This window comes from Streptomyces atratus (assembly GCF_040655115.1).
Taxonomy (GTDB): Bacteria; Actinomycetota; Actinomycetes; order Streptomycetales; family Streptomycetaceae; genus Streptomyces; species Streptomyces atratus_D.
Genome location: NZ_JBFAJH010000039.1, coordinates 1 through 13176, shown reverse-complemented (window position 1 = coordinate 13176; position 13176 = coordinate 1). Strand labels below are relative to the sequence as shown.

Below are 13176 nucleotides of genomic sequence, written 5' to 3'. Positions count from 1 at the left end.
GTGCCTCACGGACAGGCCTTCCGACGCAGCCGCGCGAACGGGAACGGACGGTACCCGGCAGGACCGCGAACGCCCGGCCCGTACTCGCGTGGAGGGCACTCTGGCCGGCTGTGCTCTGCTTCCTGCCGCTCGGTCTCCTCGGGGCGGCGGCGTGGTACGGGCGTTGGGTCCGGCCCGGGGCGGACGAGTGGTGCTTTCTGCCCGTCGTGCGGGACGAGGGGCTCCCCGGGATGGTCGGGAAGTTCTATCTCGGCGACAACGGGCGGATCGCGAACGCCGTTCTGGTCTGGGCGTACGGGTCGTTCGGCGTCGCGGGGCACCAGTGGTTCGGTCTGGTCAGCGGCGTGGTCATGTGGGGAATTCTGTGGGCGGTGACCGTATCTGCGCTGCGCCGGGTCGGTCTGACGGCGCCGCGCGGAGTCCCGTTGCTCGTGGCATCGATGGTGACGGCCGTCTTTCTGTTCGCGACACCCAATACGTACAAGACGTTCTACTGGCCCGCGTCGTCCGTCTCGCACACCATGGCGCCGGTGCTCGCCTGTGCCGCGGCCGTTCCGATGCTCCGGGCCCGGTCGCGCGGGGGGAGGCGTTGCGCGCTGGTCGCCGTATTCGTGGCGGGTCTCTGCATGGGGACGCTGTCGGAGGAGACGTCCGTCGTCGTGCTCGTCGTCCTGTCGGCCGTTCTGCTGGTCCTCGCCGGGCGGCGCCGTGCCTGTGTGCGGGGCTGGTGCCTGGTGGGCATGGCGGGGACCGTGACCGGGACGCTCGTCCTCTACACGGCGCCGGGCGCCCGCATCCGGCGAGGGCGATTCGGCACGGACGGGGTGTCCTTCCTCGCGCCCGACTCGCTCCTCGCATCCCTGCGCGGCTTCGGGCACGTCCTGGGGACGCTCCTCACGACGTGGGCCTATCTGGGGGCGGTCGCGGCGGGGGTCCTGCTGGGGCTGCTCATCAGGGGGCCCGGTGGGCGGCGCGTGGTCCTGCCGGAGCGCTGGCCGCTGCCGGCCTGCGTCGGTGTCCTCGCGTTCCTGGTCTCCGGGTATCTCTGCACGGTCGTCGCGTATCCCGTCTTCGGCGAGAGCGTGATGACCTCCTCGCGGATCTGGAACGACTACCTCCTGCTGTACATCGCGGTGCTCGTCGGGGCGGGTGCGCTGCTGGGACTCGCCGTGGCTCTGCGCGTGCGGCGCACCGGTGCGGTGCAGGCGGCCGGTGCGGGGGTGTGCGCCGCCGTGTGCCTCACGCTCGCCGTCCCGCTGGGGCAGCTCGAAGGGGACATGCGCGCAAGGGCGGTGAAGTGGGACCGCCAGGACCGGTGGATGCGCGCGCGTGCGGCGGACGGTGAGCGGGTTCTCCCGTACAAGCCGTTGTCGGTCGGCGGCATGGTGGAACCGTTCCGCCAGCACGGGCGGAAGGTCTGGCCGGCCACATGCGTCGCCGACTACTACCACCTGGAGCGGATCACCTACTCGCTGCGGCTCCCCTGACCGCGCTGGACGTCTTCGCGATCGCGATCAGGACGGCGTCGTCGCCCAGGCGCCCACCGGCGTGACGCAGCAGGTCGGTGTGGAGATGCTGCACGAGGGCGTCGGGGTCGGTGCCCTTCCAGGCGGCGAGCCGGTCCGCGAGCGGGTAGAACGTGCCGCTGCGGTCGCGTGCCTCGATGACGCCGTCGGTGTAGAGGAGCAGCAGATCGCCGGGGTGGAAGCCGAAGGTCTCGACCTCGTACTGGTTCTCCGACACCATGCCGAACCCCAGCGGGAGCGCGGGTTCCCTGACCTCCAGTGCCTCGACGCGGCCGTCGCGGCGCAGCAGCAGCGGAGGGGGATGCCCGCAGTTCACCAGCCGGACGCTGTGGTCCCCCTCGCAAACGTCCAGGACGAGCGCGGTCACGAACGATTCGTCGTACTCCGGATCCGCCTCGGCGAGCTGGGCCATGTTCCAGTACGAGGCGTTGGCGATGTGTGCCACGGCGCCGGGCAGCGAGAGGTTCTCGTACGCCGCCCCGCGGAACGCTCCCACCACCAACGCGGCGTCGTCGACGGCCGGGAGGCCGCTGCCGCGGACGTCGCCGACCACAAGACGGGTCCCGCCGGGGGCGGGCACCGCGGCGTACAGGTCACCGCCGATCTGGGCCTCCGCCTCGGCCGCGATGTACACGGACGCGATACTCAATGGGCCGATCTGGTGCGGCAGTGGGTGCAGCAGGACCTGTTGCGCCATGACAGCCACCGAGCGCACCCGGTCCAGTTGACGCTCGTGCCGGTCGAGGGCATAGCGGAACACCACCAGGAACGCGGAGATCACCACGACGGCGCCGATCTGGGCCTCGTGGTCCGGTGTCCCGACGCCGCCCTGCAGGACGGCGATGATGACCTGGGCCGCGACGGCCAGCGCTCCGACGACGGCCGTGAGGCCGGGGCCGGCGAAGGAGGCGGTGAGCGCGGGCGCGGCGACGAGGAACGGGCCGAGGTGGATGGACTCCGGGGTGCTGATGTCGACCAGCGCGACGGTCGCGATGAGGGCGAACGGCACGGCGAGCAGCCCCTGGCTCAGCCGCCGGGACGGGGTGAGACGGTTGGCTCTGTACCGGACGCGCATGTCTTCTGCTTACACCCCTGGCGCCCGGCCCGCGCCCCCTGGTCGTCAGGCTACCCGCACGTACATCACCCGTACGGACCGCGTGCGTTCGCCGACTCCGGTCGCCCGGTGCACGATCGGGTTCCGTGTACCGAGGGGAGATGACCGATCGTGGACCCATGGGACTGGCAGGACAGCTACGGGCAGCCGCAGCAGCGGACCGGATACCTCCGTCCGGAACCGCCCCGGCTCCGTGTCGATGCGGCGCGGCTGTGGGCGGGCGGCGTCATGACCGCCGTCCTCGCCGCATTCACCGCCGTCGTCGGGGTGGTCCTCGTCCGTGGGGTCCTGGACGTGCCCCTCTTCGCGCCGAAGGGCGACGGAGTGATGGGCGACGCCTCCACTGGGCTGCTGGCCACCGGGGCCGCACTGGCGGCGCTGGCGGCCACGGCGTTGCTGCATCTGCTGATCGTCGCGACGTCGCAGCCGGGCATGTTCTTCGTCGGGATCGTCGCCCTCGCCACTGCCGTCATGGTGCTGCTGCCCTTCACCATGTCGATCCCGTTGAACGCCAAGATCGGTACAGCGGCTGTCTGTCTCGCCATCGGGGTCGCGATCGGTTCCCTGCTGTCCGCCGCCGGGCGCGGCGCGGTGCGACGCTCCCCCTACTGACGGCCGGAGCCGGTCGGCCGGCCCGCCCTCCGCTGCTCGACGAAGCGGCGGGCGCCGGGCGCCGGAAAGCACATCGGTGACCGCGGCCGTGTGCTTCGCGCCGCGTCCGTACGAGGTGTCACTCACGCCGACCGGAACCCGCCGGAGCCGTCACTTCTCCTCGGTCAGCTGGGTGTCGAGTTCATCGAAGAGGAGCTCTCCGTGGTCGGTCTGGCCGGTCCGGTACGCGGAGCGCGCCACCATGATGAGGGCGGTGTACTCGCGGACGCGGCCGTGCTCGCCGAGTCGCTGGACGGCGGGGCCGATGTACCCGCCGCCCTCGCCGCCTGGGAGGCGCGCCGCCGGCCCCGGGACATGTGGGTGCAGTCCATGTCGCGTGCCGTGCTCAAGCAGGAGATGGGCGCCGCGACGACGCCCGAGGAGGACGAGCCGCTGAAGGTCGGCATCCCGGGTGCGGCGCACGTGCTGGTGCAGCCGTAATGGGGCACCTGCCGTACGGGCGTGGCGCAGCGTCACGCCCGTACGGTAATTACGGCAGTACGGCCATGCCGTCGAGCTCGACGAGCGCCTGTTCGTCCCAGAGCCTCACCGCCCCGACCACCGCCATCGCCGGGTAGTCACGGCCTGCCAACCGCTGCCAGATACGCCCGAGTTCGGGTGCGTGGGCGCGGTAGTCGGCGACATCGGTGGCGTAGACGGTCACCCGCGCCAGATCGGCCGGGGAGCCACCGGCCGCGCGGAGCGCGGTGAGCAGATTGGTCAGGGCCGTCGCGAACTGCTCGGGCAGCGTGGCACCGATGACCTTGCCGTCCCGGTCGAGGGCGGTCTGCCCGGCCAGGAGGACCAGGCGGCTGCCGGTGGCCGTGACGGCGTGCGAGAAGCCCCTGGGCGGGGACAGTTCGTCGGGGTTGATCCGGTGGATCGGGCTCATTCGGGCGGCTCCTGATTCACGGCCGGCGTCCGGTGCGAGGTCGGCCTCCGATGCGCGGTCTCCGTCGGCGTCGCGGTCTCCGTCGCCGACGCGTACAGCTCCTTGGCGATGATCGTGCGCTGGACCTCGCTGGCGCCCTCATAGATCCGTGGGGCGCGCACCTCCCGGTAGAGGTGTTCGAGCAGATGGCCGCGGCACAGTGCGCGGGCGCCGTGCAGCTGGACGGCCGCGTCGACGACGTACTGCGCCGCCTCGGTGGCGTACAGCTTCGCCATCGCCGCCCGGCCCGGTACGCCGGGCTCCCCCGCGTCGTACGCCGCCGCGGCCGCGTACACGAGGAGCCGGGCGGCCTCCGTGCGGGTGGCCATCTCGGCGACCTGGTGGGAGACGGCCTGGAGCTCCTTCAGCGGGCCCCCGAACGCGGTGCGTCGCGCGGTGTGGGCGACGGTCGCGTCGAGGGCGGCGCGGGCCATGCCGACGGCGAAAGCGCCGACGCTGGGGCGGAACAGGTTGAGTGTGTTCATGGCGACCCCGAAGCCGCGGTCCGGTTCGCCGAGCACATCGTCGGGCGTGACCGGGACCCCGTCGAAGGCGAGGGCGCCGATGGGGTGCGGGGAGAGCATGTCGAGGGCGGTGCCGGTCAGCCCCGGGCGGTCGGCGGGGACCAGGAACGCGGTGACGCCACGGGCTCCGGCGCCTGGTGTGGTGCGGGCGAAGACGGTGTAGAAGTCGGCCTCGGGCGCGTTGGAGATCCAGCACTTCTCACCGGTCAGCCGCCAGCCGTCCGCGGCGTGCTCGGCAGCGAGGGCGAGCGCCGCGGCGTCGGAGCCGGCGCCGGGCTCGCTCAACGCGAAGGCGGCGACGGCGCGCCCGGCCCGCACCTCGGGAAGCCAGCGCGCCCGGTGGGCCGGGGTACCCGCCTGGACCAACGGGTAGGTGCCGAGTCCCTGGAGGGCCAGTGCGGTCTCGGCCTCCGTGCAGCCGCGGGCGAGGGACTCGCGCAGCAGGCAGAGGTCGAGGGCGCCGGAGGAGAAAAGGCGGTCGAGCAGGCCGAGTTCACCGAGGGCGGCGATCAGCGGGCGGTTGACGTGCCCGAGTTCGCCCTTCTCGGCGAGGGGGCGCAGCTTCTGTTCGGCCAGGGCGCGCAGCTCTTCGCACCAGGCGGTCTGTGCCGGATCGAGTGAGAATGCCGTCATACCGGCGCCTCTCCTGTCCCCTATCGCGAACTATTGACTACCGTCATTCAAACGATACGCTCCAAGGGCGACAAGGGGGCGATCCGTTATGGACCCGAAGACCTCAGCGCACCTCGACACCTTTGCCCGGGAGCATCTGCCACCCCCGGACCAGTGGCCGGAACTGGTCTTCGACCTCCCCGAGCTGAACTATCCGGACCGGCTGAACTGTGCCGCCGAACTCCTCGACGGCACGGTCGCCCGCCTCGGTCCCGACCGCCCCGCCTTCCACACGCCCGAGGGCGCAATCTGGAGCTACGGGGAGCTCCAGGACCGGGTCGACCGGATCGCCCATGTCCTGACCTCCGATCTGGGGATCGTCCCGGGCAACCGGGTCCTGCTCCGCGGCCCCACCACGCCCCACCTCGCCGCCTGCTGGCTGGCCGTGCTGAAGGCGGGCGCGATCGCGGTGACCGTTCTGGCCCAGCAGCGGGCCCAGGAGCTCGCCACCATCTGTTCGATGGCCCAGGTCGGTCATGCGCTGTGCGACATCCGGTCGGTCGACGACCTGGTGAAGGCGGAGGTGCCGGGGCTGCGGATCACGGCGTACGGAGGTGACGCCCCCGACGATCTGCTGCACCTGGCCGAGGGGCGGCCGGGACCGTACCGTGCCGTGGACACGGCCGCGGACGATGTCGCGCTGATCGCGTTCACCTCGGGCACCACCGGACGCCCCAAGGGCTGCATGCACTTCCACCGCGATGTGCTGGCCATCGCCGACACCTTCTCCCGCCACGTCCTGCAGCCCTGTCCCGACGACGTGTTCGCGGGCAGTCCGCCGCTCGGCTTCACCTTCGGGCTCGGCGGTCTGGTGGTCTTCCCGCTGCGGGCAGGGGGTTCGGCTCTGCTGCTGGAGCAGGCCGGTCCGCAGCAGTTGCTGCCCGCGCTGGCCGCCCACCGCGTCTCGGTCCTGTTCACCGCCCCGACCGCCTACCGGGTGATGCTCGACCATCTCGACAAGCACGATGTCGCCGCGCTGCGGCGCTGCGTGTCGGCAGGCGAGAATCTGCCCGCGGCGACCTGGCAGTCCTGGTACGAGCGGACCGGCCTGCGCATCATCAACGGCATCGGCGCCACCGAACTGCTGCACATCTTCATCTCCGCCGCCGACGACGCGATCCGCCCCGGAACCACGGGGGTTCCCGTGCCCGGCTGGGAGGCGCGCGTCCTGGACCGGGACGGCCGCGCGGTGCCCGACGGGGAGCCGGGGCTGCTCGCCGTACGCGGCCCGGTCGGCTGCCGCTATCTCGCCGACACCCGCCAGTCGGAATACGTACAGCACGGCTGGAACCTCACCGGCGACACGTACACCCGTGACAGCGACGGCTACTTCCACTACGTCGCCCGCGCCGACGACATGATCATCTCCTCCGGGTACAACATCGCGGGTCCCGAGGTCGAGGACGCCCTGCTGCGCCATCCCGAGGTCGCCGAGGTGGCGGTGGTCGGGCACACGGACGAGCTGCGCGGGCAGATCGTGGTGGCGCACGTGGTGCTGCGCGAGGGCGCCGGAGCGTCGGCCGACGAGCTGCGCACACACATGAAGAACGAACTCGCCCCCCACAAATGCCCGCGCGTCATCGAATTCGTGCCCGCCCTCCCCCGGACCGCCACCGGCAAGCTGCAGCGGTTCCGGCTGCGGAGAGACGAGGACCGGACCGGCGGGACCTAGAGTGATCACGTGGCCGAGCAGCACACCCCCAGATCCCTGATCGTCACCCTCTACGGCGCGTACGGTCGCGCCCCCGGCAATGCACCGCTGCCGGTGGCCGAGCTGATCCGGCTGCTGTCCGCCGTCGGTGTCGACGCCCCGTCCGTACGCTCCTCCGTCTCCCGGCTGAAGCGGCGCGGGCTGCTCGTCGCCGCGCGTACCACGAGCGGCGCGGCCGGGTACACCCTGTCGTCCGACGCGCGCCAACTGCTGGACGACGGCGACCGGCGGATCTACGCGCACCCGTCGCCGCCGCTCCAGGACGGCTGGGTGCTCGCCGTCTTCTCCGTACCGGAGGCGGAACGGCACAAGCGGCACCTGCTGCGTTCACGGCTGGCCCGGCTCGGCTTCGGCACGGCGGCGCCCGGGGTGTGGATCGCGCCCGCCGCGCTGTACGACGAGACCCGGCACACGCTGGAGCGGCTGGAACTCGCCCCGTACGTGGACCTGTTCCGCGGGGAGCACCTCGGCTTCGCCGCGACACGGGAGTCCGTGGCGCGCTGGTGGGACCTCGACGCGATCGCCCGGCTCCACGTGGACTTCCTGGAGCAGCACGAACCGGTGCTGCGGGCCTGGGAGTCACGCACCGGCGAGCCGGACGCGGAGGCCGCCTACCGGGACTATCTGACCGCCCTGGACTCCTGGCGGCGGCTGCCGTACGCCGATCCGGGGCTGCCGGAGGAGCTGCTGCCGAAGGACTGGCCGGGGGGCCGGTCGGCGGAGGTGTTCGGGCTGCTGCACGCCCGGTTGCGGGACGCGGGGGCGCAGTTCGTACGAGGCACGCCGGGCGGCTCATAAAGCATGTGCACAGCACGGACCCGGCTGGTCATCATGGACCATGACCTGGACCTTCACTGACGACGCCGATGTGTTCCTGAACGCGGCCGGTGCGTGGCTGGCCGGTCGGCCCGCGGAGAACACCCTGGTGCTGACCATCAGCGCGACCCTGCGCACCAACGGCCCGCAGGCCTACGGCGGCGATGCCCCGGTACTGGGCTGGTGGCGCGGGCCGGACGGCGAGGTCGCGGGGACCCTGGTGCAGACCCCGCCGTACCGGCCCCTGCTCGGCGTCGTCGCCCCGGAGGCGCTCGGTCCGCTGGCCGCCGCATTCCCGCTGACCTCCGTCAACGCGGACCGGGCCAGCGCCGAGGTGCTGGCCGCCGGCTGGCCCCGCCACCGGATCGACCAGGAGCAACGGCTGTACCGGCTGATCGAGTTGGCGCCGCCCTCGCCCGCGCCGCCGGGTGCGCCCCGGTCCGCCACGGCAGCCGACCGGGCCCTGCTGGTGGCCTGGCATCGCGCGTTCGCCGCGGACGTCGGCCAGCCGGACACCCACGCCGAGCGCATCGTGGACGAGCGGACGGCGTCCGGCGGTCTGACGCTCTGGGAGGTCGACGGGATGCCGGTGTCGATGGCGGGTGTCTCCCCGCGGATCGCCGGCGCGGTGCGGGTGACGGCCGTGTACACACCGCCGGAGCACCGGGGCCACGGATACGCGGCGGCGGTGACGGCCGAGGTCAGCCGGGCAGCGCGGGAGGCGGGGGCGGACGAGGTGGTGCTGTTCACCGACCTCGCGAACCCGACGAGCAACGGGGTCTATCAGCGCATCGGCTACCGGCCGGTCTCGGACCGGCTGTTGATCACAGCGGAGCCGAAGTGACGGACGGGGCCGAGGAGACGCCGCGGGAACCGGGCTGGCTGATCGCCGCCAATGTGGTGCGGTGGCGACGGTACGGGGAGGGCGGGCAGGAGCTGCGGCCGGGCACCAAGTCCTACCGGGGCGGCTCGAAGGTGTATGTGATCGACACCCACGCGGGGACGGGCCACGAGACGCTGACCACGGTCGGGCGTGGCCGCCACACCGGCAGGTTCATCACGATCGACATGGCGACACGCCATCTGCACACATTCCGGGCCGTGCCGGTCTACAGCCCGACCGTGCTGCGGCTCTGCGCGGAGGCGGACGTGGGCGGCTGCTGGGACTCCCGGGAGCACGCCGGGGAGCTCGCCGCCCGGCTCGAACGGCTGGCGGTCGAGTACCGCGGGTCCTGGTGGGACGGCGTGCCCCATCCCGTCCCCTGCCGCTGCCACGACTGCTTGACGACCCCGGGAGGAGTTCACCCCAGGGTGAGCCGTGGCTTCGGGGCGTCGGTGCGGCCGGTCGGCGGGGTGCGGCTGCCCGCGCGGTACGGAAGCGGCCAGGGCGCACCCGGTCCGCTGTAGCCCTGGTCGGCCGCCGCGTGCAGGGTCCAGTGCGGGTCGTAGAGGTGCGGGCGGGCCAGGGCGCAGAGGTCGGCGCGGCCCGCCAGCAGCAGGGAGTTGACGTCGTCCCAGGACGAGATCGCGCCGACCGCGATGACGGGCACGACCAGGGTGTTGCGGATCCGGTCGGCGTACGGGGTCTGGTACGAGCGGCCGTACTCGGGGCGTTCGTCCGGGACGACCTGGCCGGTGGAGACGTCGATGGCGTCGGCGCCGTGCGCGACGAACGCGCGGGCGATCTCGACGGCGTCCTCGGCCGTCGTGCCGCCGTCGGCCCAGTCGGTGGCGGAGATCCGGACGGTCATGGGCCGGTCTTCGGGCCACTCGGCGCGGACCGCGTCGAAGACTTCGAGGGGGAAGCGGAGTCGGTTCGACAGCGGTCCACCGTAGGTGTCGGTGCGTCGGTTGGTGAGCGGCGAGAGGAAGCCGGAGAGCAGGTAGCCGTGCGCGCAGTGGAGTTCGAGCAGGTCGAAGTCGCAGGTGACGGCGTGCCGGGCGGCTGCGGCGAACTGGGCGCGGATGACCTCGAGTCCGGACCGGTCCAGGGCGTGCGGGACCTGGTTGACTCCTTCCGCGTACGGGATCGGGGAGGCGGCGGACAGGGGCCAGTTGCCCGCGTCGAGCGGCTGGTCGATGCCGTCCCACATCAGCCTGGTGGAGCCCTTGCGGCCGGAGTGGCCGAGCTGGATACCGATCGCCGTGCCCGGCGCCGAGGTGTGGACGAAGTCGGTGATCCGGGTCCAGGCGGCCGCTTGTTCGGGGGTGTAGAGGCCGGCGCAGCCGGGGGTGATGCGGCCCTCGGCGCTGACGCACACCATCTCGGTCATGACGAGCCCGGCGCCGCCGAGCGCACGGGCGCCCAGGTGGACGAGGTGGAAGTCAGCGGGAACGCCGTCGACCGCCGAGTACATGTCCATCGGCGAGACGACGACACGGTTGCGGAGTTCGAGACCGCGCAGCCGCAGCGGGGTGAACATCGGCGGGGTGTCCGGGGCGCAGCCGAACTCCTCCTCGACGGCCGCGGTGAAGCCGGCGTCGCGCAGCCGCAGGTTGTCGTGGGTGACGCGGCGGCTGCGGGTGAGGAGGTTGAAGGCGAACTGGCGTGGCGCCTGGTCGACGTACGTACCGAGCTCCTCGAACCAGCGCAGGCTGGCCGCGGCGGCGCGCTGGGTCGATTCGACGACGGGGCGGCGCTCGGTCTCGTACGCGGCGAGGGCGGCGGGCAGGTCGGGCTGTTCCTCGATGCAGGCGGCGAGCGCGAGGGCGTCCTCGACGGCGAGTTTCGTGCCGGAGCCGATGGAGAAGTGGGCGGTGTGGGCGGCGTCGCCGATGAGGACCGTGTTGGCGTGCGACCAGCGGGCGTTGACGACAGTGCGGAAGGTGAGCCAGGAGGAGTTGTTGCAACGTAGTGGGCGGCCGCCGAGGACATCGGCGAAGATCTTGGCACAGCGTTCCGTGGAGGCGGCGGTGTCCATGGTGTCGAGCCCGGCCGCGCGCCAGACCTCCTCGCGCATCTCGACGATGACGGTGGAGGCACCGGATTGATCCGGCGGCCCGGAGAGCCCCGTCGAGGGGTGGTGGTCGGGCGACGGACGGGCGTACGGGTAGGCGTGCAGCTGCATCACACCGTGTTCGGTCTCGGCGATCTCGAAGCGGAAGGCGTCGAGGGCGAAGTCGGCGGCGAGCCAGATGTAGCGGTTGCGGTGCGCGGTGAGGGTGGGCCGGAAGATGTCGGCGTACGCCTCGCGGGTGGCGCTGTGCACCCCGTCGGCGGCGATCACCAGATCGTGCGTCGCGGCGAGTTCGGCGGCGGGCGGGGCCTCTTCGCGGAAGCGGAGCCGTACCCCCAGCGACCGGCAGCGCTCGTGAAGGATCTCCAGAAGTCGTCGGCGGCCCAGCGCCGCGAAGCCGTGTCCGCCGGATGTCTGGGTCCGGCCGCGGTGGACGATGTCGATGTCGTCCCACCGCACGAACTCGGCCTGGAGCGCCCGGTACACCACGGGGTCGGCGTGCTCGATGCCGCCGAGCGTCTCGTCGGAGAGGACGACACCGAAGCCGAACGTGTCGTCCGGGGCGTTGCGCTCCCAGACGGTGACGGAGCGCTCCGGGTCCAGGCGCTTGAGGAGCGCAGCGGCGTAGAGTCCGCCGGGGCCGCCGCCGATGACCGCGATCCGCCTCGTGCCGTACCGCATCGCGTTACCTGCCCTGCCATTTCGGCGGCCGCTTCTCCGTGAACGCCGCGTGGAACTCGGTGTAGTCGTCGCCGTGCATCAGCAGCGCCTGGGTGGCGGCGTCCATCTCGACGGCGGCGGCGAGCGGCATGTCGAGTTCAGCGGTGAGCAGCGCCTTGGTCTGGGCGAGGGCGAGGGCGGGTCCTTCGGCGAGGCGGTGGGCGAGCGCCGCGGCGCGTGCGTCGGCCTGCCCCTCCTCGGTCAGCTCGCTGATCAGCCCGATCCGTTCCGCCTCGGGGGCGCGGACCTGCTCGCCGAGCATCAGCAGCCGGGTGGCATGGCCGAGACCGACGACGCGCGGCAGCAGATACGCGGCCCCCATGTCTCCGCCGGAGAGTCCGACCCGGGTGAAGAGGAAGGCGAACCGGGCGGACGGGTCGGCGACACGGAAGTCGGCGGCCAGCGCGAGGACGGCCCCGGCGCCCGCGGCGACCCCGTGCACGGCCGCAATGACGGGGAAGGGGCACTCGCGCAGCGCCCGTACGACCTGTCCGGTCATGCGGTTGAAGTCGAGCAGCTGCGCGGTGTCCATCGCCAGGGTGGCGCCGATGATCTCGTCGACGTCGCCGCCGGAGCAGAAGCCGCGCCCCTCGCCGGCCAGTACCAGGGCGCGCACGGAGCGTTCGCGGGACAGCTCGGCAAGGAGATCGCGCAGATCGGCATAGGCGCCGAAGGTGAGCGCATTGAGTTTCTCGGGGCGGGCGAGGGTGACGGTGGCGACGCCGTCGTCCGTCGTCAGTCGCAGATGGCGCCAGTGCTCCGTGCGCGGCGCGGAGCTGGGAAACGGGCTCATGGAGGGTGGTCCCCTTCAGCCGTCGGGCTGCTACCTGTCCTCGAATTTATCACTCATCTGTGACTCCCGTCACGAGTACGCAATAAGACGACGGTGAGGGCAATGTGGCGAAGGTCCCATTAGCACCGGTCGGCCACCCCTTGTCTGCGTCGTTGCACTTCGTATGGTTGAAGCCGAGAAGTCTTGAGCTCCAGAAAGTCGTGACCTCCGGAACGGAAACCCGCTGTGCTCCCCGATGGACCGATCCCTGCCTCCTGGCGTGTCGCACTGCCGCACTCGACGGCAGCAGTGCCGATCGCCCGCGCCCTGATCCGTACGGCGCTGACGGACATCGGTGCCTCGGCCGACTCCATCAACACGACGGAGCTCCTCACCGCCGAACTGGTCGCCAACGCCGTGAAGCACACCGCAGGCGACGATCCGATCGAGCTGGTGGTGGAGCTTCTGGAGACCGGCTGCCAGGTGGAGGTCCACGATCGCGACCCGGCACCGCCGGGCGATCTCTCCCGGCCCGGTCCGGGCAGCCACCAGGACCCCTGGCAGGAGCACGGCAGGGGCCTCCTGCTGATCCGCACCCTCAGCTCGTCCTGCGGTCATCGCACGACGGAGCACGGCAAGGCGGTCTGGTTCACGCTGTCGTCGCATCAGCCTCAGAGCCTGTCGGGTGACCTCTGATCGGGCGGCCACGCCCTGGCACGCACGCTTCCGGCGTTGCCGAAATGCCCTGGTAGCTCCGCTACAAGGCCATCCCGGCGCCTTGG

At 72.0% G+C, this 13176-nt stretch carries 12 protein-coding genes and 2 pseudogenes; 8 read left to right on the top strand and 6 right to left on the bottom strand.

Annotated elements, in window-relative coordinates:
- Positions 1 to 110 precede the first annotated feature (110 nt).
- A complete protein-coding gene (locus tag AB0I23_RS30335) occupies positions 111 to 1487 on the top strand; it encodes a DUF6056 family protein (RefSeq protein WP_359114051.1) in 1377 nt (458 codons plus the stop codon).
- Here AB0I23_RS30335 and AB0I23_RS30330 read toward each other — a convergent pair.
- Positions 1462 to 2601 (bottom strand): PP2C family protein-serine/threonine phosphatase, encoded by a 1140-nt coding sequence (locus AB0I23_RS30330; RefSeq protein ID WP_359114049.1) that lies wholly within the window; start codon positions 2599 to 2601, stop codon positions 1462 to 1464. The genes AB0I23_RS30335 and AB0I23_RS30330 overlap by 26 nt on opposite strands.
- Before the next feature lie 150 nt (positions 2602 to 2751).
- On the opposite strand from AB0I23_RS30330, the gene AB0I23_RS30325 reads away from it, so the two are divergent.
- Complete coding sequence (locus AB0I23_RS30325; RefSeq protein ID WP_359114047.1) at positions 2752 to 3252, top strand: hypothetical protein; 501 nt, start codon at positions 2752 to 2754, stop codon at positions 3250 to 3252.
- A 150-nt stretch (positions 3253 to 3402) separates the two neighbouring features.
- Here the strand turns inward: AB0I23_RS30325 and AB0I23_RS30320 are convergent.
- A pseudogene (locus AB0I23_RS30320) lies at positions 3403 to 3495 on the bottom strand (monovalent cation/H(+) antiporter subunit G); the annotation flags it as partial.
- A gap of 30 nt (positions 3496 to 3525) precedes the next feature.
- Between AB0I23_RS30320 and AB0I23_RS30315 the strand changes: the two are divergent.
- Positions 3526 to 3732, top strand: a complete 207-nt coding sequence (locus AB0I23_RS30315) for a hypothetical protein (protein ID WP_436847022.1) — start codon at positions 3526 to 3528, stop codon at positions 3730 to 3732.
- A gap of 49 nt (positions 3733 to 3781) precedes the next feature.
- On the opposite strand, the gene AB0I23_RS30310 is transcribed toward AB0I23_RS30315, so the two are convergent.
- Together AB0I23_RS30310 and AB0I23_RS30305 are read right to left on the bottom strand one after the other, a co-directional pair.
- Entirely contained in the window at positions 3782 to 4183 is a 402-nt protein-coding gene (locus AB0I23_RS30310) for a RidA family protein (protein ID WP_359114045.1), read from the bottom strand.
- Positions 4180 to 5379 (bottom strand): acyl-CoA dehydrogenase family protein, encoded by a 1200-nt coding sequence (locus AB0I23_RS30305; protein WP_359114044.1) that lies wholly within the window; start codon positions 5377 to 5379, stop codon positions 4180 to 4182. The genes AB0I23_RS30310 and AB0I23_RS30305 overlap by 4 nt, the downstream gene beginning before the upstream one ends.
- Positions 5380 to 5467: 88 nt before the next feature.
- Between AB0I23_RS30305 and AB0I23_RS30300 the strand changes: the two genes are divergently transcribed.
- The 4 genes and pseudogenes from AB0I23_RS30300 to AB0I23_RS30285 all read left to right on the top strand — a co-directional run.
- On the top strand, positions 5468 to 7090 hold the full coding sequence (locus AB0I23_RS30300; protein ID WP_359114042.1) for an AMP-binding protein: 1623 nt from the start codon (positions 5468 to 5470) through the stop codon (positions 7088 to 7090).
- Between the two features lie 9 nt (positions 7091 to 7099).
- Positions 7100 to 7927: a PaaX family transcriptional regulator gene (locus tag AB0I23_RS30295; RefSeq protein WP_359114040.1), complete on the top strand. Its 828-nt coding sequence runs from the start codon at positions 7100 to 7102 to the stop codon at positions 7925 to 7927.
- 40 nt (positions 7928 to 7967) lie between these two features.
- Positions 7968 to 8789, top strand: a complete 822-nt coding sequence (locus AB0I23_RS30290; protein ID WP_359114039.1) for a GNAT family N-acetyltransferase — start codon at positions 7968 to 7970, stop codon at positions 8787 to 8789.
- Positions 8786 to 9232: pseudogene (locus AB0I23_RS30285) on the top strand (hypothetical protein); the annotation flags it as partial. The gene AB0I23_RS30290 and the pseudogene AB0I23_RS30285, both read left to right, overlap by 4 nt.
- 14 nt (positions 9233 to 9246) lie before the next feature.
- Here the strand turns inward: AB0I23_RS30285 and AB0I23_RS30280 are convergent.
- Positions 9247 to 11583, bottom strand: coding sequence for a bifunctional salicylyl-CoA 5-hydroxylase/oxidoreductase (locus tag AB0I23_RS30280; protein ID WP_359114037.1), 2337 nt, complete (start codon positions 11581 to 11583; stop codon positions 9247 to 9249).
- A gap of 4 nt (positions 11584 to 11587) precedes the next feature.
- On the bottom strand, positions 11588 to 12415 hold the full coding sequence (locus AB0I23_RS30275; RefSeq protein WP_359114035.1) for an enoyl-CoA hydratase family protein: 828 nt from the start codon (positions 12413 to 12415) through the stop codon (positions 11588 to 11590).
- 225 nt (positions 12416 to 12640) lie between these two features.
- Here AB0I23_RS30275 and AB0I23_RS30270 point away from each other — a divergent pair, with 225 nt between their 5' ends.
- On the top strand, positions 12641 to 13090 hold the full coding sequence (locus AB0I23_RS30270) for an ATP-binding protein (RefSeq protein WP_359114033.1): 450 nt from the start codon (positions 12641 to 12643) through the stop codon (positions 13088 to 13090).
- Positions 13091 to 13176 lie beyond the last annotated feature (86 nt).